The organism is Rhizobium sp. SG2393 (assembly GCF_042610495.1).
Lineage (GTDB): Bacteria > Pseudomonadota > Alphaproteobacteria > Rhizobiales > Rhizobiaceae > RU20A.
Window position 1 is genome coordinate 142,447 of sequence record NZ_JBHGAP010000009.1, and the last position, 20,466, is coordinate 162,912.

General features: G+C 65.3%; 19 protein-coding genes. 10 read left to right on the forward strand and 9 right to left on the reverse strand.

The genetic code is table 11. The features are described 5' to 3' along the window. Positions 1-5 precede the first annotated feature (5 nt). The 10 genes from ACED18_RS17205 (at position 6) to ACED18_RS17250 (ending at position 11,338) form a co-directional block, all read left to right on the forward strand. Positions 6-1,355, forward strand: coding sequence for a formimidoylglutamate deiminase (locus ACED18_RS17205; protein ID WP_377294493.1), 1,350 nt, complete (start codon positions 6-8; stop codon positions 1,353-1,355). Between the two features lie 199 nt (positions 1,356-1,554). Further along, a complete protein-coding gene (gene hutC, locus ACED18_RS17210; protein ID WP_377294562.1) occupies positions 1,555-2,253 on the forward strand; it encodes a histidine utilization repressor in 699 nt (232 codons plus the stop codon). Positions 2,254-2,509: 256 nt separating this feature from the next. Then, positions 2,510-3,286: an SDR family NAD(P)-dependent oxidoreductase gene (locus ACED18_RS17215; protein ID WP_377294495.1), complete on the forward strand. Its 777-nt coding sequence runs from the start codon at positions 2,510-2,512 to the stop codon at positions 3,284-3,286. Between the two features lie 149 nt (positions 3,287-3,435). Then, positions 3,436-4,572 carry an ABC transporter ATP-binding protein gene (locus ACED18_RS17220; RefSeq protein ID WP_377294497.1) on the forward strand — a complete coding sequence of 379 codons (1,137 nt, stop codon included), beginning with the start codon at positions 3,436-3,438 and terminating at the stop codon, positions 4,570-4,572. A 46-nt stretch (positions 4,573-4,618) separates the two neighbouring features. After that, a complete protein-coding gene (locus ACED18_RS17225; RefSeq protein ID WP_377294499.1) occupies positions 4,619-5,734 on the forward strand; it encodes a PotD/PotF family extracellular solute-binding protein in 1,116 nt (371 codons plus the stop codon). A gap of 91 nt (positions 5,735-5,825) precedes the next feature. Then, positions 5,826-6,770, forward strand: a complete 945-nt coding sequence (locus ACED18_RS17230) for an ABC transporter permease (RefSeq protein WP_377294501.1) — start codon at positions 5,826-5,828, stop codon at positions 6,768-6,770. Between the two features lie 9 nt (positions 6,771-6,779). Next, entirely contained in the window at positions 6,780-7,580 is an 801-nt protein-coding gene (locus ACED18_RS17235; protein ID WP_377294503.1) for an ABC transporter permease, read from the forward strand. 39 nt (positions 7,581-7,619) lie between these two features. After that, positions 7,620-8,948 (forward strand): histidinol dehydrogenase, encoded by a 1,329-nt coding sequence (gene hisD, locus ACED18_RS17240; protein WP_377294505.1) that lies wholly within the window; start codon positions 7,620-7,622, stop codon positions 8,946-8,948. Between the two features lie 4 nt (positions 8,949-8,952). Continuing rightward, entirely contained in the window at positions 8,953-9,987 is a 1,035-nt protein-coding gene (locus ACED18_RS17245) for a zinc-binding dehydrogenase (RefSeq protein ID WP_377294507.1), read from the forward strand. Between the two features lie 79 nt (positions 9,988-10,066). Continuing rightward, positions 10,067-11,338, forward strand: coding sequence for a hypothetical protein (locus ACED18_RS17250; protein WP_377294564.1), 1,272 nt, complete (start codon positions 10,067-10,069; stop codon positions 11,336-11,338). Positions 11,339-11,344: 6 nt separating this feature from the next. Here the strand turns inward: ACED18_RS17250 and ACED18_RS17255 are convergent, their stop codons facing one another. The 9 genes from ACED18_RS17255 to proB form a co-directional block, all read right to left on the reverse strand. Next, complete coding sequence (locus ACED18_RS17255; protein WP_377294509.1) at positions 11,345-11,869, reverse strand: RNA pyrophosphohydrolase; 525 nt, start codon at positions 11,867-11,869, stop codon at positions 11,345-11,347. 23 nt (positions 11,870-11,892) lie between these two features. Further along, a complete protein-coding gene (locus tag ACED18_RS17260; protein ID WP_377294511.1) occupies positions 11,893-13,092 on the reverse strand; it encodes a divergent polysaccharide deacetylase family protein in 1,200 nt (399 codons plus the stop codon). Between the two features lie 169 nt (positions 13,093-13,261). After that, entirely contained in the window at positions 13,262-14,587 is a 1,326-nt protein-coding gene (locus ACED18_RS17265; protein ID WP_377294513.1) for a S41 family peptidase, read from the reverse strand. Continuing rightward, positions 14,577-16,013: a murein hydrolase activator EnvC family protein gene (locus tag ACED18_RS17270; RefSeq protein ID WP_377294515.1), complete on the reverse strand. Its 1,437-nt coding sequence runs from the start codon at positions 16,011-16,013 to the stop codon at positions 14,577-14,579. The genes ACED18_RS17265 and ACED18_RS17270 overlap by 11 nt, the downstream gene beginning before the upstream one ends. Before the next feature lie 213 nt (positions 16,014-16,226). Next, positions 16,227-16,709 carry a 23S rRNA (pseudouridine(1915)-N(3))-methyltransferase RlmH gene (gene rlmH, locus ACED18_RS17275; RefSeq protein ID WP_377294517.1) on the reverse strand — a complete coding sequence of 161 codons (483 nt, stop codon included), beginning with the start codon at positions 16,707-16,709 and terminating at the stop codon, positions 16,227-16,229. A 132-nt stretch (positions 16,710-16,841) separates the two neighbouring features. Further along, positions 16,842-17,288, reverse strand: coding sequence for a ribosome silencing factor (gene rsfS / locus ACED18_RS17280; protein WP_377294566.1), 447 nt, complete (start codon positions 17,286-17,288; stop codon positions 16,842-16,844). A gap of 90 nt (positions 17,289-17,378) precedes the next feature. Next, positions 17,379-18,005 (reverse strand): nicotinate-nucleotide adenylyltransferase, encoded by a 627-nt coding sequence (locus ACED18_RS17285; protein ID WP_377294568.1) that lies wholly within the window; start codon positions 18,003-18,005, stop codon positions 17,379-17,381. Between the two features lie 18 nt (positions 18,006-18,023). After that, positions 18,024-19,304, reverse strand: a complete 1,281-nt coding sequence (locus ACED18_RS17290; RefSeq protein WP_377294519.1) for a glutamate-5-semialdehyde dehydrogenase — start codon at positions 19,302-19,304, stop codon at positions 18,024-18,026. Then, positions 19,297-20,466: a glutamate 5-kinase gene (gene proB / locus ACED18_RS17295; RefSeq protein WP_377294521.1), complete on the reverse strand. Its 1,170-nt coding sequence runs from the start codon at positions 20,464-20,466 to the stop codon at positions 19,297-19,299. The genes ACED18_RS17290 and proB overlap by 8 nt, the downstream gene beginning before the upstream one ends.

The window sequence follows — 20,466 nt, forward strand, 5'->3', positions numbered from 1 at the left end:
GCAGAATGACGGTGATTCACGTGGAACGGGCCTGGACGGGCACGGAGTGGCTGGAAAACGCCCGCATCACCCTTGATGGCGCAACCATCGCCAGCGTGACCGCGAATGCCCGGCCCGAAAGCGGAGACGAGCGCCACGCAGTGGTCATCCCGGCGGTTGCCAACCTGCACAGCCATGCCTTCCAGCGCGCCATGGCCGGGCTCGCAGAACGCCGCGGCCCGGGCGACGACAGTTTCTGGAGCTGGCGCACCGTCATGTATCGCTTCGCGCTGACCATGACGCCGGAGCAGATCGAGGCGGTCGCTGCCCGGCTCTACATGGAGATGCTGGAATCCGGCTTCGCGCGCGTCGGGGAATTTCACTACCTGCACCATGGCATCGACGGCGCGCCCTATGCCGATATCGCCGAGCTTGCCGGCCGCATCGCTGCGGCAAGCCAGACGGCCGGCATTGCGCTGACATTGCTCCCCGTCTTCTACGCCCATTCCGGTTTTGGCGGGGCAGCCCCCATCGACGGTCAGCGCCGTTTCATCAACGATATCGACAGCTTTACCCGGCTCATGGACCGCGCCCGCACGCTTCTTGCACCGCTCGATGGCGCGGTTCTCGGCCTTGCGCCGCACAGCCTGCGCGCCGTCACGCCGCAGGAACTGGCGGCCATCCTGCCGCTGGCAGGCGACGGACCCGTGCACATTCACGTGGCCGAGCAGGTGAAGGAGGTGGAGGATTGCCTTGCCTGGAGCGGCCAGCGCCCCGTCGAGTGGCTGCTGAACAATGCGCCCGTCGATCATCGCTGGTGCCTGATCCACGCAACGCACATGACGGAGGCCGAAACCCGGGCAATGGCGGCGCGCGGCGCGGTTGCCGGTCTCTGCCCGATCACCGAGGCCAATCTCGGCGATGGCGTCTTCGAGGCCCCGGCCTTCCTCGCAGCCGGCGGCCGCTTCGGTATCGGTTCGGACTCCAACGTGCTGGTTTCCCTGCCGGAGGAACTGCGCACGCTGGAATATTCGCAGCGCCTGCTGCGCCGCGCCCGCAATGTCATCGCCGCCCCCGGCGCGCCGACAGGCGACCGGCTTTTCCGCGAAGCACTGACGGGCGGCGCGCAGGCGCTTGGCACCGAGGCGGGGATTGCCCCAGGCATGCCGGCCGATCTCGTCTCCCTCGATCTCTCGCACACGCCCTATACGCCGACAGAAGCATTGATCGACAGCTTCGTCTTTGCCGGTGCGCCGCGCATCGATTGCGTCTGGTCGCGCGGCCGCAAACAGGTGGAAGGCGGCCGCCACATCCGCCGCGATGCCATCTCGGCCCGCTTCAACGCGGCCATGCAGACGCTGGTCGCAGGCCTATGACACCGGGATCCGGGGCCGCCATCAACAGGCTTGAGCGTGCCCGGCCTGCATTTCCGCTTTTCCACCGGCCGTGCCGCCGTTTACAACGGACAGCCGGAGCGCAACGAAAGACAGCCATGTGACGGACGATCGCGTGTCAGCGGCGGGGGAAGACCGATCGGCGGAGGAGACGACCGCGCCCGACACGCGCGAGCCCACGCTGCACCAGAAGATCCTCGGCGAGATCGAAGGGCGGATCATGTCGGGTGAATGGCCGCCTGGCTTTCGCCTGCCCTTTGAGGTCGATCTGGCCGAGCACTACGGCGTCTCCCGCATGACCGTGAACAAGGTGATGACCCAACTTGCCAAGTCGGGCCTCATCGAGCGTCACCGCAAGGCTGGCAGCTTCGTCACGCAACCGCGCGCGCAGTCCGCCGTGCTGGAGATCCATGATATCGAGACCGAGGTGAAGTCCCTCGGCCTTCCCTACCGCTTCGAATGCCTGAAGAGCGCGGAGCGCCAAGCCACCTCCGAAGACCAAGCGGTCATGGGCATCGAGGATGGCACACCGCTGATCGACATCGTCTGCGTGCATTTCGCCGGCCCCCGCCCCTTCTGTGTGGAGGAGCGCCTGATCAACGCCGCCGCGGTGCCGGAGGCAGCCGACGCCGATTTCGGCGCGACCCCGCCCGGCCAGTGGCTGCTGCGGCAGGTGCCGTGGAGCACGGCCGAACACCGTATTCAGGCCATGTCCGCCCATGCCGATCTGGCAAGGCGCCTCGGCATCGCCAAGGGCACCGCCTGCCTCGTCATCGAACGCCAGACATGGAACGCCCTCGGCCCCATCACCCGCGTCCGCTTCACCTATCCCGGCGACACCCACGCGCTCATCGCCCGCTTCACGCCGGCTTCACAGTAAGCGGATCCGGCAAGGCATCGTGCCGCATTGTGCGCGCACGGCCAGAGAAGGTGGGTGCGGAGCCCCGATCAACCAGCCCTTACCGATGTCTTGGAAAGATCGGCAGGCGGCCAAATCCCGCACGCAGTGCCATTGGCATCCGGGCGAAAATATTGTTCCTATGGGCGGCTTTGATGGCGAGAAGGACACCTCGCCGGCGGAAGCCGGGAATGCCTGCCGGAACTGGCCGACGATGCTGCGCAGATGGGAACGACGCATGACGACCGCACCGCTTTTCGATCTCACCGGCCGACGGGCCCTCGTGACCGGAGGAAGCCGCGGCATCGGCCAGGCCATTGCCGTGGCGCTGGCCCGCGCCGGTGCCACCGTGGCGGTGACCGCGCGCAGCAAGAACAGTCTTGCAGAGACCTGCGGAGCCATCGAAAGCGCTGGCGGCACCGCCATTGCCATCGCGCAGGACGTTTCCGACCCGGACAGCGCCCGGGATGGTGTGGCAGAAGCCGTCAGGACGCTGGGTGGCCTTGATATCCTTATCAACAATGCCGGTATCGAGGAGGTATGCCCGTCACTCGACGTGGCCCCGCCCCTCTGGGACCGCATTGTCGATACCAACCTCAAGGGTGCTTTCTTCGTCGCGCAAGCGGCCGCACGCTCCATGCGGGATGGGGGAAACGGTGGCGCGATCGTCAATCTCTGCTCGCTCACCTCCTATGTCGGCGTCCCGACGGCGGTGCCCTACGGCGCCTCAAAATCCGGACTGCTCGGCATGACCCATGCACTGGCAACGGAATGGGCGCCGCTCGGCATCCGCGTCAATGCCATCGCGCCAGGCTATTTTCGTACCGCCATGACGGAAGTGTTCTACGAGAACGAGGACTGGCAGAACCGCATGCTGTCGCGCATTCCGCTTGCCCGTTTCGGCGCCGAAGCGACCGATATCGGCGGCGTCGCGGTTTTTCTGGTCAGCGATGCGGCCGCCTATGTGACAGGGGTATGCATTCCCGTCGATGGCGGCTATCTGGCGTCCATCTGACATAGGCCGACACGATCTTGCCAATTCAACAGGCAGTCGCCTGGAGCGCACAGGAAACCGGCAGTTTCATTGACGATAGCCACCGTATATGTCTATACAAGGAATAAGAGACCGAAGATGTCCGCAGATCCGAGACGAGGGAACCGCTGATGGCGCCGACACTGCCCAGCACCGCGCAAAAGACCGCGCCGTCATCCGAGCCGGCCGTCTCCGTACGGGCCGTCAACAAGGTCTTCGGTGATTTCCACGCGGTGCGCGATGCAAGCTTCGATCTGCCAAAGGGCCGGTTCCTGACCATCCTCGGCCCCTCCGGCTCGGGAAAGACGACGCTCTTGCGCATGATCGCCGGCTTTGATGCGCCGACATCGGGCGAGATCGTCATCGGCGGCGAACCCGTGAAGGCCGTACCGCCGCACAAGCGTCTCATCGGCATGGTCTTCCAGAAGCTCGCGCTGTTCCCGCACATGACGGCGGCCGAGAACGTCGCCTTTCCCCTCAAAATGCGCCGCCACGATGCCCGCACCATTCCGGACAAGGTCGAGCGCTATCTCGATCTCGTGCGCCTCGGCGGCTATGGCGGCAGGCGCATCAACGAGCTCTCCGGCGGCCAGCAGCAGCGCGTGGCGATTGCACGCGCGCTGGTCTTCGAACCCGATCTGCTGCTCCTCGACGAGCCGCTGGCGGCCCTCGATCGAAAGCTGCGGGAAGAGATGCAGCTCGAATTCCGCCGCATCCAGAAGGAACTCGGCGTCACGACGATCAACGTCACCCATGACCAGCGCGAGGCGCTCGTGGTCTCCGACGAAATCATCGTCATGGATGGCGGCCTCATTCAGCAGAAGGCGGCTCCGGTCGGCACATACCGCACGCCGGCCAACGCCTTCGTTGCCAATTTCATCGGCGTCACCAATTTCATCGACGGCATCTTCACCGACGAGGGCGGGCGCACCGCGATCCGCCATGGTGATCTCGCGATTGCAGGCATGGTCAGCGAGACTGCGGCACCGGCGAAGGGTTCGGCCGCGACCGGCGCCGTGCGCGCCGAACAGGTGCGCATCACCGGCATCGGGTCGGAGCTTTCCGGTCTCGACACGATCGTGACGGGAACCGTGACCGATGCGATTTTCGAGGGCGAGCGGATCGTCTACGAAGTCGAGGTTCCCGCCATCGGTGCCGGCGCCTTCCGCGTCTTCGACCACGATGCCGAGGATCACCAGCAATTTGCCCCCGGCGCTGCGGTGCGGCTCGGGTGGAATGCCAGGGACGTGCATATTTTCAGGAAATGACCGCCAAGGGCCGGATACCAAGGCCCATCAAGAGGAGAACACGCTGATGTCGAACGAGAAGATCCTGTCTGCGGCCCTGCGTCGCCGCACCCTGCTGAAATCTGCCGCAGCGCTCGGCGCCACGGCCGGCGTGACCGGCCTCGGCCTTGGCCGCGCCTTCGCGCAGGAGCCGGAAAAGCCGGCCGAAATCATCGTGCGCGCCTGGGGCGGCAGCTGGGTGGATGCGCTGAAGGCCGGCGTCTCCGACAGCTTCACCAAGATGACCGGCATTGCGGTCCGCCATGACCTCACCGAAGACAACGAGATCCAGCCGAAGCTCTGGGCCGCCGTGGCGCAGGGCCGCGTGCCGCCGATCCACGTCAACTGGGACACGACCACCAACGCCACGAAGTCGGCGCTGCGCGGCGTGACGCAGGACCTCTCCGACCTGCCGAACCTCAAGAACGCCACCGAGCTTGCCAAGCCCGTGGGCCTCGACGGCTATCCGATCGTCAACACCTACGGCTATGTCTACGTCCTCGCCTACCGCCCCTCGGCCTTCCCGAACGGCGCGCCGAAATCCTGGAAGGACCTGCTCGATCCCAAGCTGAAGGGCCGCATAGCGCTCTACAATGACGGCATCGGCTTCCACTTCCCGGCCCAGGTCGCCGGCGGCGGCAAGCTGGAAGACATCCCGGCCAACATGCAGCCGGCATGGGATTTCATCGCCAAGATCAAGGAACAGCAGCCGCTGCTCGGCGAAGACCCGGACTTCACCACCTGGTTCCAGAAGGGCGAGATCGACGCGGCCTGCACCATCTCCACCAACGCCCGTGAAGCCAAGAAGAATGGCATCGAGCTCGCCTGGGTCGTGCCGGAAGAAGGCGCCAAGTTCGACACCGACGGTCTCTGGATCCCGAAAGGCCTGCCGGAAAACGAGCTGTACTGGGCCAAGCAGTATGTAAATCACGCCCTGACCAAGGAAGCCCAGCAGATCTGGCTCGATGGCCTCGGCCTGCCCGGCGTCATTCCCGGCGTCAACCCGCCGGCCGATCTCGTCGGCGACCCCTCCTATCCGACGACGGAAGAGCAGTTCAAAAAGCTGATCCGCATCTCCTCCAAGGTACAGGTGGAAAACGAGAGTCAGTGGTTCGCCAAGTTCAAGGAAATCATGCAGGGCTGATCGTCCCCGCCTGAACCATCTTCCGTGCGGGGCAAGAACGCCCCGCACGGCATCCCCGCGCCACGACGGCGGAAGCCATCAGGACCCTTCGATGCGAAAAACGCAAAGCGCCTACCCGCTCGCCTGGCGCATGATGGATGGACTGGAACGTGTCGCAGCGGCCCTCTGGCCGGCGCGCTTCGGCAGGGCACTGCCCTACCTCATGCTGCTTCCGGCCCTGCTGCTCGTCGGCGTTCTCGTGCTGGGCCTGATCGAGATCGGCGACACCTCGCTGCGCACCCTCGACACCTCCACCTTCCTGATGTCGGAGACCTATACGCTCGCCAACTACCAGCGCGCGCTGACGGAAAGTTTCTTCGCGACTGTCGCCGGCCGCAGCCTTATGGGATCGGTGATCGTCACGATCGTCACCCTCGTCTTCGCCTTCCCCTATGCCTACCTCATGGTGCGCACCCAGAGCTCGGCCTTGCGCAAGCTGCTGCTCGTGGCGCTGTTCCTGCCCTTTTTCATCGGTCAGGTCGTGCGCGCCTATGGCTGGCTGATCATTCTCGGCAATCAGGGCATGGTCAACGAAGCGCTCGGCCTCGTCGGCGTGCCGCCCGTGCGGCTCCTCTACAATTATCCGGCCGTCCTCTTCGGCCTCGTACAGTACATGCTGCCCTTCGCCGTGCTCATGCTGGCCCCGGCGCTGACCGCTATTCCCGAAGAGCTGGAATCGGCCGCAGCCTCGCTCGGTGCCGGCTGGGTGCGCACCTTCCGCTACATCGTCCTGCCGCTCGCCCGTCCCGGCCTCGTCGGCGCCGGCCTCGTTGTCATGACGCTTTCGCTCACCGACTTCGCCATTCCCGCCATTCTCGGCGGCGGCTCGCAGGATTTCATCGCCAACGCCATTTACGACCAGTTCTTCCGCACCTCCGACCAGGGCATGGGGGCGACCCTGTCGCTGCTGCTCGTCGCGGTCGGCTCCATGCTGGTCGGCGTCGTCTTCCTGCTCTTCGGGGCCGGCACGCTGGCGATGACCGGTGAGAAGAAGTAGGAGGCGGAGATGATCGGCAGCCGCAGCAAATCCGTCGTCATCTGGACCTTCGTGCTCCTCGCGGTCCTGATGCTCTCGGCGCCCACCATCGTGGTTCTCGGCGCCTCCTTCACGGCCGGCAACATCATCACCTTTCCGCCGGACGGCCTGTCGCTGAAATGGTACGGCGCGATCGCCGGCGCCTCGGACCTGCGCCAGGCCTTCGTGCGCTCGCTGATCGTCTCGGCCATCTGCACGCTGGTCGCCATTCCCGTCGGCACGCTGGCCGGCATTGCGCTCGCCAAGCACCGCGTGCGCTTTGCCCGCTCCATCCAGGTCTATCTGCTGCTGCCCTTCACCATCCCGCTCATCGGCTCCGGCATCGGCATGATGCTGGTCTTCGGCGAGATGCGCGTGCTGGGCCAGCTCTGGCCGGTCGGCATCGCCTGCGCCGTCATCAACCTGCCCTTCATGATCTGGGCGGTGACGGCGAGCGCCAGCAATCTCAGCCCCGATCTCGAACTCGCCGCCGCCAATTGCGGGGCGCCGCCGCTCAGCCGCTTCGTCTACATCACCCTGCCGGCCGTGATGCCGGGCGTCATCACCGGATCGCTGCTGATGTTCATCCTGGCGCTCAACGAATTTCTCGTCAGCCTGCTGCTGGTCGATGCCCGCAGCGTGACGCTGCCCGTGCAGATCTACAACTCGATCCGCTCGATCATCACCCCGGATCTGGCCGCGATCTCCGTCGTCTTCATCGCCGCCGCCGCAATCGCGATTGCCGCGCTCGACCGGCTGGTCGGCCTCGACATCTTCCTGAAATCGAAATGACCCGGCACCGGGACAACGAAGCCCATCAAGGACAAGACCATGACTGACGTGTCGTTCTACGAATATGCCACGCTCACCGCCGACGAGAAGGCTGCCCTGCTGCGCCGCTCGGAAACGGACATCTCCGGTTTCATGGACAAGGTCACGCCGATTATCGAGGCGGTGCGGACCGAAGGCGATGCCGCGCTCGCCCGCTTCGGACGCGAGCTCGACAAGGCCGACGTGGCGGAAAAGACGCTGAAGGTGACGGAAGCCGAGTTCGACGCCGCCTTCAAGGCCGTCGATGACAGCGTCATCGAGTCGATCCGCTTCGGCATCGACAATATCAGGCACTTCCACGAAGAGCAGAAGCCGGAAGCCATGTGGCTGAAGGAGATCCGCCCCGGCGCCTTTGCCGGCGACCGCTTCACGCCCATCAAGTCGGTGGCGCTCTATGTGCCGCGCGGCAAGGGCTCCTTCCCCTCCGTCACCATGATGACCTCCGTTCCGGCCGTCGTTGCCGGCGTGCCGGATCTCGCCATCGTCACCCCGCCAGCCCCCGATGGCGGCGTCGATGCCGCCACCCTCGTCGCCGCGCGCCTTGCCGGCGTCGAGACCGTCTACAAGGTCGGCGGCGCGCAGGCCGTCGCAGCCGTCGCCTACGGCACGGAGACGGTGAAGCCGGCGCTGAAGATCGTCGGTCCGGGAAGCCCCTGGGTCGTGGCCGCCAAGCGCCTGCTCTCCGGCGTCATCGATACGGGGCTTCCGGCCGGTCCGTCGGAAGTCATGATCCTTGCCGACGATACGGTCCACGGCGGCCTCGCCGCGCTCGATCTCCTCATCGAGGCCGAGCACGGCCCGGATTCCTCCGCCTATCTCGTCACCCACAGCCGTCGCGTGGTAGAAGAGGCACTGGCAGCTCTCCCCGAACACTGGGCGAAGATGACCGAACAGCGCGTCGGCTTCTCGAAGACGGTGCTTACCGGCAAGAACGGCGGCATCGTTCTGACCTCGTCGATCGAGGAAAGCTACGCCTTCGTCAACGCCTACGCGCCGGAGCATCTGGAACTGCTCTCCGAACAGCCCTTCGTCCATCTCGGACACATCACGGAAGCCGCCGAGATCCTGCTCGGCACCCATACGCCGGTCAGCATCGCGAATTTCTCGCTCGGCCCGAACGCCGTGCTGCCGACAAGCCGCTGGGCGCGCACCTTCGGGCCGCTGTCGGTGACCGACTTCGTCAAGCGCAGTTCCATCGGCTACGTGACCGCGCCGGCCTATCCGGAATTCGCCCGCCATTCGCACAATCTTGCGCTCTACGAGGGCTTCTCCTCCCACGCGCTCGCCGTGTCGCCGGTGCGCGAGGCCTATCTCAAGAAGGGCGGTTGAACCGATGAGGGCGGTCCGGCTTTACGACAAGGGCGATTTGCGCGTCGAGACGATCGACGCGCCTGCGCCCCCCGGCCCCGGCGAGGTCCTGCTCGCGGTAGAAGCGGCCGGCATCTGCGGCTCGGACCTTCACAACTACCGCACGGGCCAATGGATTAGCCGGCGCCCATCGACCGCCGGCCACGAGTTTTCCGGCCGCATCATCGCAGTCGGGCCCGGTGTGGAAGACCTTTCCGTCGGCGACCGCGTGTCGGCCGATAGCCGCGTCTGGTGCGGCATCTGCCCGGCCTGCACCTCGGGCCGTACCAATATTTGCGAGACGCTGGGCTTCGTCGGCGAAGTCTGCGATGGCGGCTTTGCGGAACAGGTCGTCCTGCCGGCCCGGCTTGTCTTCAGACATGATCCCGTCTTGCCTGCCGCCGTCGCCGCCATGGCCGAGCCGCTTGCCGTCAGCCTGCACGCCGTGCGCCGGCTGTCAGCGCGATCGGGAGAAGCCGTCCTCATTGCCGGCTGCGGCACGATCGGCGGACTTGCCGCACTCCTGTTGTCGCGCCTCCACGACGGCCCCATCCTGCTCTCCGACCTCAATGCGGCCCGCGCCGCCCGGGTGGCGGAGGTCAGCGGCGGAAAGATCGTCGCGTTGGAGAAGGGCAGTATTGCCGCCGCTCTCGGTGAAAAAGGCCGGCTGCGCTACGCGATTGACGCGACCGGCAGCACGGCGGCCATCGCCACCCTTCTCGCGCTTCTCTCGGGCGGCGGTGCGCTGGCGCTGGTGGGCATCAGCCATGGGACGCTCGATCTCGATCCTAACATCCTCGTGGAGCGGGAAATCGCCCTCCTCGGCTGCCATGCCTTCGAAAACGAGTTGCCGGAAGCGATCGCCTTCCTGCCGGACTTGGCACCGAAACTCACCGCGCTGTGCCAAACGGTAAAGACTCTGGACGCGATCCCCGATGCCTATACGCGCCTGATCACTTCCGGCTCGCCCTTCCTGAAGACGATCGTGGATCTGACCTCGGCGCCAGGCGCGCCGGAGTGACCCGCTCCCCCAAATGATGGACCTTCCCGTGACCAACGCCGACGACACCGCCGCCCGCCACACCAGCCGTACGGCCGAGATCCGGGCGCTTGCCCGGGTGGGCGATATCGAGATCGCCGCCGAGCGGCTGGCCGCGCTACTCGCCGATCTCTTCCAGATTGCGCCGCGCGACATCGTCATCAACCAGGACCGCTACAGCCTGAATTCCCTGAACGGCTTCTTCGTGACCGACGATGGCGAATTCTTCTTCAAGTTCCATCAGGAGGAAGGCGAGGAGGCGATGCGCGGCGAGTATTACCGGGCCGATATTCTCGCCCGCGCCGGCCTGCCGGTCGACCAGCCCATCCTGACCTCCGTTCTTCCGGGCGAGCAGATCCTCGTCTATCGCCGCCGCTCCGATCCGCGCTTCTCCGATGTGCTGCGCCAGCTTGATCTCGATCCCGACACCGCCGCGGAAGCCGAGGCCATTGCCGCCAAGCGACGTCTTTCGGCCCATGTGCTCGATGTCTACCGCCAGACGCTGCATCCGATCACGCAGGAGCAGGCGGCGGCGGAACCGATCCACCGCCTCTTTCACGAGCGCCTGATCGATCCCGTCAGCGATCACTATCCCGGCGGTCGCCTTGCGAGCTTTTACATTGACAAGGATTTCGCCTTCCCTGGCCTGACCCTGCCATGGGCCAAACTCAAGGACTGCCGTTTCGTGGTCAATGGCGTTCCCTATCGCCGCACGCTGGGTTCGCTCTTCGACGAGGCCAACAGTCGTCTGGCACCGGAGCGCCTTGCCGATGCCGGCGGTGTCACGGCCCATGGTGACGCCCACAATGCCAATGTCTGGTATGGCCATGATGAGCAGGGAGCACCGCTCCTCTCCTTCTTCGACCCTGCCTTCGCAGGCGAGCATGTGCCGACCCTGCTTGCAGAGGTGAAAACCACCTTCCACAATATGCTCGCCCATCCCCTCTGGCTCTACGATCCCGACGAGGCCGGCACGCGCTTCAAGGCGGAGGCCAGGCTGCAAGGACGCGACCTCATTGTGACGACGGACTTCGCGCCGAGCCGCATCCGTCTCGCGCTGCTTGCCGTCAAGGAACAGGATCTGTGGAAGCCGCTGCTGGCAACACTGAAGGAACGCGGCCTGCTGCCGCCCGACTGGCGCCGCGTCGTGCGCCTTGGTCTCTTCCTGTGCCCGACGCTGGTGATGAACCTGCGTGCCGGCGCCGGAAATCACAATCCGGTCTCCTCACTCATCGGTCTCTCGATCGCCGTCAGCGTCGGCTCGGAGCCGGAAAGCGGCGAAGATCTCATCAGCCGCTTCCTCGATGCGATCGATCCGGATCGGCAGGGGTAAGCCCGATCAGGCCACGAGATGCCGGAAGGCGGCAACGACCTGTTCGTAGGCCGGCCGCTTGAAGTCAACAATCAGGCCCGGCAGCAGATCCATAGCCTTCCAGTCCCACGCGTCAAACTCGGCCGTATGGCCGCCCGGCGGCGGGTTGATGGCGATCTCGCTTTCGTCGCCCTCGAAGCGGAAAGCGAACCAGCGTTGCTTCTGGCCGCGATACTTGCCCTTGAGGCCGATGCCGATCAACTGGGCCGGCAGATCATAGGTGATCCAGGCTGGCGCTTCGGCCAACAGCGAGACGGAACGGATGCCGGTTTCCTCGTAGAGCTCGCGGTGAGCTGCCTTCAGTGCGTCCTCGCCCTCGTCGATCCCGCCCTGCGGCATCTGCCAGAGCTGCGGCGTGCCGGGCGCGGCCTCGCTGTTGCCTTCCGAGAGCCGGCGACCGACCCAGACGAGCCCGTCCCTGTTCAACACCATCACGCCCACGCACGGGCGATAGGGAAGGTCTTCCGCACGCTTGACGGACTTGCTGCTCATGATCTGTCCTCTTCACACCATCATCATTGCGGCTGCGGCTCGGCGATCAGCGCTGAGGGGCCGACGATCTCGACCCCTCGCCCGGAGGCCTCATCGGCCCACTTCGCAATCGCCGAAACGCTTTCATCGAAGGCCGAGGCAACGCCGATCGCGCTGCCATTCTTGCGGGCGATGCGCTCGAGTTCATCGAGCTTGCGCAGGATGGCGCCCTCCTCCAGCGTTCCATCGAGCGTCAGATCCGCAAAACCGTGCGGCATGTCGATCGCCCCTGCAATCTTGCCGGAAAGCGACTGGGCCGAGGAACCGTCGTCGAGAAAGAGCAGTCCGCGCCCGGCCACGTCCCGCATCACGGTTTCCAGCGCATCGCCATCGGAGAGGAACTTGCCTCCGAGATAGTTCATCACGCCCGTATAGCTGCCCATCCTTACGAGTGCGGCCTGCAGGTCGGCCTCGAGCTGTCCACCCTTCGCCGTCGTCAGCAGCGTGAGCGGACCCGGATCGTTCTCAGGATAGTCGAAAGGCTCCATCGGCAGCTGCAGCAGCACCTCATGACCGTCGCGGCGCGCCTGCTGGACCCAGCGTTGCAAGCTGTTGCCGGAGGCGGCGAAAGCAAGTGTGATCGACGGCGGCAACACCGCTATTGCGCGCTGCGTTCCCGTCTGGCTGAGCCCCAGACCACCGACGACGATCGACACGCGAACACCGCGCGCGCCGGACCAGGGCCGGGCGTAAAAATCCATTGGCCGCAGCCCCTCCGGCCCGACGATCGGCAACGGACCGTCCGGCGTCTCCTCAACCAGCGTCGGATCGGGAAGACCGGCGTTGCGGGGATCCTGCCGGCGCGCATTGCCGACATCAATGAAGGCGGGCCCGTCGCCCGCGCGCTGTCCGGGAGAGAAGGTGGTGACGACATTGCCGTCTTCCAGCGTCTGCCGGTTCACGTTGGCGCCGGAGAGCGGGCCGCTGCGCGGGTCACGTCCGGCCGTCTTGCCGTCCGCCGCGGGCTCTTCTCCCGGCTTTCCGATGGCCTGGTCCGTTTTCGCGGTCTCGACCGGCGTCGTCTTCAGCGCCGAGGTGGAGAGATGGCTCCAGAGTGGCACGCCAACCGCCACGCCGAGGAGGAGCAAGCCGAGCAGTCCGCCGCCGATCAAACGGCCGAACCGCCCCTTGCCCTTGTCCGGCTTGCGCGGGCCGCCGAGCGGCGCATTTAGATCCGTGCTCAATGGTGATCCGGTCTTGGCAAAAGGTCGTTGCGATCCGCATCTGTCTCAGGTGCGCGACATCGTCCCCACCGCTAGCTGATTCGCCGTGACCCCGCATGTGACAAATACATCCGCGAAGGCAGATGGTGCCCGAAGCAAAACGGCCGCCCGAAGGCGGCCGTCGATCGATTTACTGCTTGAGTTCCGCTTTCTGCGGATTGGCCGGGAAGGAGGGATCCGTCTTTTTGCCCTCCAGGAGATCCAGCGCATAGTTGAGCTGGATGTCGTCCTTGGTTTCCGGCGGCACGTAAGCGATGGAGCCCGAGCCTTCTTCCGTCTCGCTCTGGCCCTTGATGTGGCCGGCAAGCTGCGATTCGCCAGCGGCTTCCACCTTGCCAAGCAGTTCCGGCGGCAGCGGTTGCTCCACCTTGATGTCGGGCGAAATGCCCGTGCCCTGGATCGACTTGCCCGACGGCGTGTAATAAAGCGCCGTCGTCAGACGCAGCGCGCCGGCATCGCCGAGCGGAATGATCGTCTGTACCGAGCCCTTGCCGAAGGACCGCGTGCCGACAACGGTCGCGCGCTTCAGGTCCTGGAGCGCGCCGGCAACGATTTCGGATGCCGAGGCCGAACCGCCATTGACGAGCACGATCACCGGCTTGCCATCCGTAAGGTCGCCCGGCGTCGCGTTGAAGCGACGGGTTTCTTCCGGATTGCGGCCGCGGGTCGAAACCACTTCGCCACGATCGAGGAAGGCGTCCGACACGTTGATCGCCTGGTCGAGCAGACCGCCCGGATTGAGGCGCAGATCGAGCACATAGCCCTTCAGCTTGTCGGCCGGCACATCGGCCTTGATCTTCTCGATACCCTTCTTCAGGTCATCGAACGTCTTCTCGGTGAAGGAGATGACGCGCAGATAGCCGACATTGCCATTCTCGACGCGATATTTCACGGCGCGAACCGCGATGATGTCGCGCACGATGGTGATTTCGATGGGCTTGTCGGCGCCCTTCCGCAGGATGGTGAGCTTGATGGGCGTGCCGACGGCGCCGCGCATCTTCTCGACCGCTTCCTCGAGCTTGAGGCCGCGGACATCCTTGCCGTCGATCTTGGAAATCAGATCGCCGGCCAGAACGCCGGCCTTGGCGGCAGGCGTCTCGTCGATCGGGCTCGTCACCTTGACGAGATCGTTCTCCATGGTGACCTCGATGCCGAGGCCGCCAAATTCGCCGCGCGTCTGGGTGCGCATGTCCTCTGCGTCGGTCGCATTCATGTAGCTCGAATGCGGATCAAGCGAGGTCAGCATGCCGTTGATCGCGGCTTCGATCAGCTTGTCATCCTTCGGCTGCGTCACGTACTGGGCGCGCACGCGCTCGAAGACGTCGCCGAAAATCGACAGTTCGCGATAGGTGGACGGATTGGCCGCCACGGCCGGGACCACGGCCGAATAGACCGTTGCCGTCGCCGCGGCACCCACCATCGCCCCGACCATCACAAGGGAAGCCCTACGAATCATTGCGCGCCTTTCCAGGTTCTGCGGCGGTCCACCAAGGTCCAGAATCGACCGGCTTTCCGTCCTTTCGAAATTCAATGTAAAGCGTTGGCCGCTCCGTTTCCAGCGCCAATGCCGTCGCACTCGCAACACGTTTGGCACCCATCGTGGCCAGCGGCTCGCCGGCCACCACGAATTGCCCTTGCGTGACGTTCGTCGCCTCCATCCCGGTCAGCACCACATGGTAGCCGTCGCCTGGATTGAGGATAATCGTCTGTCCGTAACTGCGAAACTTGCCGGCAAACACCACCCAGCCGTCCGATGGGGCCGTGACCAGTGCGCCCGGGCTCGTCTCCACGATCGCGCCCTGCAGGCTGTGGCCGGTTCCATCCTCGTCGCCGAATTTTCGCACCAGCGTTCCGGCAACGGGCAAGGGAAGTTTCTTCTTCAAGTCGGCAAAAGCATATGCGGGCGCAATACGGTTTTTGTCGGGCACGGCCTGCTCGGCGCGCGCCCTGGCCGCAGCCCGTTCGGCCTCGCTCTGCCGCGCGCGTTCGGCATCGAGCTGACGAGCGGCATCAGCCGCGTCCCGCACGCTTGAAATTTCCGATTCGAGCGACACGATCAGCCGGTCGAGGCTGGTCGCCTGCGAGGCGAGCGTCTCGGCCCGGCGCTTCTCGATAGCGAGATCGGCTGTATTCTGGTCCCGCAGCTTCGCCTTTTCGGCAATCAGCAGGTTGGTCCGCTGCTCTTCCTCGACGGCCGACTGCATGGTCGCCCGCATCGTGTCGCGCTCGGTGACGATCTGCGTTCGCACATCCGTCAGCGCCTTGAGATCGGCCACCAGCCGGTCGGTCTCCTGGCGAAGGCCGGGCACCACCGCCCCCATCAAAATGGCGCTGCGCACCGAATTCAGCGCATCCTCCGGGCTTACGAGCAGCGCGGGCGGCGGATTGCGGCCCATGCGCTGCAGCGCAGCCAGCACCTCGGCCAGCACGTCGCGCCGCGCCAGAAGCGAAGACTTCACGCTCGACTCCTGGCCGAGCAGCGTGACGAGCTTCTTCTCGCCATCGACGATCTTCTGCTCCAGGTCCTGACGTCGTTTCGCGGAAGCGACGAGCTCGGCCCTCAGCGTCTGCGTCGTCTTGTCGAGATCGGCAATGCTTTTTTCGAGCTCCGCCGCCCGGTCGCGCGAAATGGAGATGGACTGCGAAAGCGCCTGCAGTTCCGCCCGGGTGCGGTCGCGCCGTCCGGCAAGATCGGCAGCGGCATCCGCCTGCGTGGTGACTGTGGTCTGCGGGGGCACAGTGAGGGTCGCCGCAGGTCCGTCGCCCGACACAGGCGCGCCGGTCCCCTCCTGGCTCCAGCCGGCCGTTGCGACGAGCGCAACGACCAGCGCACAGCCCGCCGAAAGGGCGAAATGCCTGCGCCATGCCGGATAACGCTTCATAGAGGACCAATCCTGAAGGTTGCTGAAAAGGGCGCGTCGCATCTGATTCGCGCATCGTCCCTTGTCCTGACTGTGCCTGTCACCGCCTCGTCTTTCAAGCAAGCCACGCGCGACCATTCCGCACGAACGGGTGAAGAGGGGAGCATGGCTTGCAAAGGTTTATGGAGCTTTTGTGGATGCCGTCGAAAAAGATGCGCCAACAGGGACACGGCATCAGACGCGGTGATAGGGATGGCCGGAGAGAATGGTCGTCGCCCGGTAAAGCTGTTCGGCCAGCAGGATGCGGGCAATCTGGTGCGGCCAGGTCATGCGGCCGAAACACAGGACTTCGGCCGCCCGGTCATGCAGGGCAGGCAGCAGGCCGTCGGCCCCGCCAATCGCGAAGACCACATCGCGCCTTCCATTGTCGCGCCAGCTGCCGATGCGCGCCGCGAAATCCTCCGAACCGATCATCTTCCCACGCTCGTCGAGAAGAACGAGCTGGGTCTGGTCGGTCAGGATTTTCTCAAGCTCCGCCGCCTCGTCCCGTTTGCGTGTCTCGGGATTGCCGGCGCGGCTTTCGTTGATCTCGACCATGCGGCCGAACTCCAGCCCCACGGCCGGCCCCGCCTTCGCGAAGCGGTCGATATAGCGGCTTGCAAGATCCTTCTCCGGCCCTGATTTCAGGCGCCCGACGGCAAAAAGGCTGACGCGCATTGCTCCACTCCCGCCGCCCACGCTTCTGCGAACGGAGGGCGCAGGCCCTCAATCTCCGGTCACGGCCGAACCGTCAAGCCCCTCGCCGAAAGGCGAGGCTGTCACGGCGTTGGAGCCTATGACGTTTGCCGACTAATGAATCGTCTCGTCGTCCAGGTCCGGGGCCTGCCACATCTTTTCGATGTTGTAGAACTCGCGGATTTCAGGACGGAACACGTGAACGATCACGTCGCCGGTGTCGATCAGCACCCAGTCTCCGGCATCGAGACCTTCGACACGAGAATTCCCGAAGCCTTCATCCTTCAGGTCGCTGATCAAGTGATCGGCAATCGCCATGACATGACGCGTCGAACGGCCGGAGACGACCACCATGAAGTCCCCGAGCGCCGATTTACCGGCAATGTCGATTGTCACGATATCTTCTGCCTTGGAGTCCTCGAGGCTTTCAAGGACCAGTTGAAGAGCGCGGCCGGCTGCATCGTCGCGGCGTTCCGGGCTCTTGTGGAAAGTGCTGCGAGCACTTGCCTTTGCGTGCACTGTTGTCAGAGTTTTTCCTTTCCCAATGACCAGAACAGGCAGGACGCGGCGCGATTTGGCAATTCGGGCCGCACGAAAAAGGTGGCACCGAAGGATTAACGTTTCAAGACGCAAGAAGTTGCCGACGCTTTTTTACGCCGTTTTCCCGCCCTTTGCGCGCTGCGCGGCCCGGAGCGCGCTCGATGATAGGGTGGAACGCGGCCCGTGAATGAACGTCCAGGCCGGCGCCGGGCAGGTGGGCAGCGTGGCGGCGTGATCCTCGTCGATCCGCGCATAATCGAAGGTCCGCGCCATGCGGCTGGAGAGATAGGCAAGCGTCGAGCCGGGACGGTCGATCACCGCGATCGGGAAGGTGCGGGCGATGTCCTGCCATTTCTGCCAGCGGTGGAAGCTCGCGAGATTATCGGCCCCCATGATCCAGACGAAGCGGATGCCGGGATTGCGCGCCTTCACGATCTTCAGCGTATGCGCCGTGAAGTTCTGGCCGAGCCGCTTTTCGAAGGCCGTCACGCGGATGCGCGGATTGCGCGCCATCGCCTCGCAGAGCGAGAGCCGCTCGGAAAGCGGCGCCAGTTGGCGGTGATCTTTCAGCGGATTGCCGGGCGTGACGATCCACCAGAGCTGGTCGAGATGAAGCCGCCGCAGCGCCGTCTCCGCTACCAGCACATGACCGTCATGCGGCGGATTGAAGGAGCCGCCGAACAGCCCCACCCGCATGCCGCGCTCCACATGCGGCATCCGCAGATAGCGTTCGTCCACCCCTTCCGCGTCGCGCACTCAGGGCCTGACCTGACCGGTGCCCCGCACCCTGTACTTGAAGGAGGTCAGTTGCTCGACACCAACGGGCCCGCGCGCATGCATCTTGCCCGTCGCGATCCCGATCTCGCCGCCCATGCCGAATTCGCCGCCATCGGCAAATTGCGTGGAGGCATTGTGCAGCAGAATGGCCGAATCGATCTCGTTGAAGAAGCGGGCCACGACATCGGGGTCCTCGGCAATCACCGCTTCCGTATGCGAGGAGGACCAGCGGTTGATGTGGTCGATGGCGCCCGAAATCCCGTCCACGAGGCTGACCGAGATGATGGCATCGAGATATTCCGTGCGCCAGTCCTCGTCGTTTGCCTCGTTCAGATCGCCGATGCGCTCAAGGATTTCCCGTGTCGCCCGCACCTCGCAGCCCGCCTTCACCAGCGCCTCGACCAGCGGCGAAAGCAGCCGGTCGGCATCATTGCGGTCGATCAGCAGCGTCTCGGCCGCCCCGCAAATGCCGGTCCGCCGCATCTTGGCATTGACGACGATCGCAACGGCCATGTCGAGATCGGCGGAGCGGTCCACATAGACGTGGCAGAGACCTTCGAGATGCGCAAAGACCGGCACCCGCGCCTCGCTCTGCACCCGCGCAACGAGGCTCTTGCCACCGCGCGGCACGATCACGTCGATGCACCCGTCAAGCCCCGACAGCATAGCGCCCACAGCGGCACGATCCGCAACCGGCACCATCTGGATGGCGTGCTCCGGCAGACCCGCCACCTTCAGCCCGTCAACGAGGCAGGCATGAATGGCCGCCGACGAATGCAGGCTGTCCGAGCCGCCGCGCAGGATGACCGCATTGCCTGCCTTGAGGCACAGCGCCCCGGCATCGGCCGTCACATTCGGCCGGCTCTCGTAGATCACACCGATGACACCAAGCGGCGTGCGCACGCGCTCGATATGCAGCCCGTTTGGCCGGTCCCATTCGGCGATGATGTCCCCAACCGGATCCTTGAGCTCGGCGATCGCCCGAATGCCATTCGCCATGTCGGCAATGCGCTGGGCATTCAGCGTCAGACGATCGAGGAAGGAGCCGGAGACACCGGCCTCCTTGGCCGCCTCGACGTCGATCGCATTGGCAGACAGGATCGCTCCGCTCTCGGCATCGATGCGATCGGCCATCGCAAGCAGCGCGGCACGCTTCTGCTGCGCAGACGCCGTCGCCAGCGGACGCCCGGCGGCCTTGGCCTGACGGCCGATCGCGGCCATCAGCGTCTGGATATCCGTCCGGCCTGCGGTTTCAAGCATTGGCAATCGTCCTCGTCTCTCCGGCCTCGCGCGCCTCCGGCGCCGTCATCACGAGATCGTCGCGATGCACCATGGCCGCGCGGCCCGCATAGCCGAGAATCGCCGCAATGTCGGGCGACTTGCGCCCGGCGATCTGCCGCGCCTCATCCGCATCGTAACCCGCAAGCCCGCGCGCAATCTCGCGGCCGGCCACGCCGATGATGGCGATCGTATCGCCCCGGCTGAAGGAACCCGTCACCTGGCGCACCCCGGCCGGAAGCAGGCTCTTGCCGCTCCGCAGCGCCGTCTCGGCTCCTGCATCGATGGCAATGGAACCTGCCGGCAGAAGCTGCCCGGCAATCCACGTCTTGCGCGCCGTCACCGGATTGCGGGCCGGCTGGAAGAAGGAGGAGCGTGCGCCCGCCTCGATGGCCGACAGCGGCCGGTCCGTCTTGCCCGACGCAATGATCATGGCGCAGCCCGCCGTCGTGGCGATCTTGCCGGCATCGATCTTGGTGCGCATGCCGCCGCGGGAGAGTTCGGACGCCGCCCCGCCCGCCATGGCCTCGATCTCGGCATTGATTTCCGGGATCACCTCGAGGAACCGCGCAGCGGGATCGACATGCGGCGGCGCCGTGTAAAGACCGTCGATATCGGACAGCAGCACGAGGAGGTCAGCGCCCGCCATGGTCGCGACGCGCGCGGCCAGACGGTCGTTGTCGCCATAGCGGATCTCGGTGGTCGCCACCGTATCGTTCTCGTTGATGATCGGCACGACGCCGAGCTTCAGAAGCTGCTGGATCGTGGCGCGTGCATTGAGATAACGCCGCCGCTCTTCCGTATCGCCAAGCGTCAGGAGGATCTGTCCGGCCACGATGCCATCGGCCGAAAGCCCATCGGACCAGGCTCGCGCCAGCGCGATCTGGCCGACGGCCGCCGCCGCCTGGCTTTCCTCCAGCTTCAGCGCACCAGCCGGCAGGGAAAGAACAGTGCGGCCAAGCGCGATCGCCCCGGATGACACCACAAGCACTTCCACACCCCGCGCCCGGAGCGCGGCAATATCGGCGCACATGCCCGTGAGCCAGGCCTTTTTCAGGCCCGCTCCGCGATCCACCAGAAGCGCCGAACCGATCTTGATGACGATGCGGCGATGCCTTGCGAGCGGTTTGCGGGTGGCGCTCAT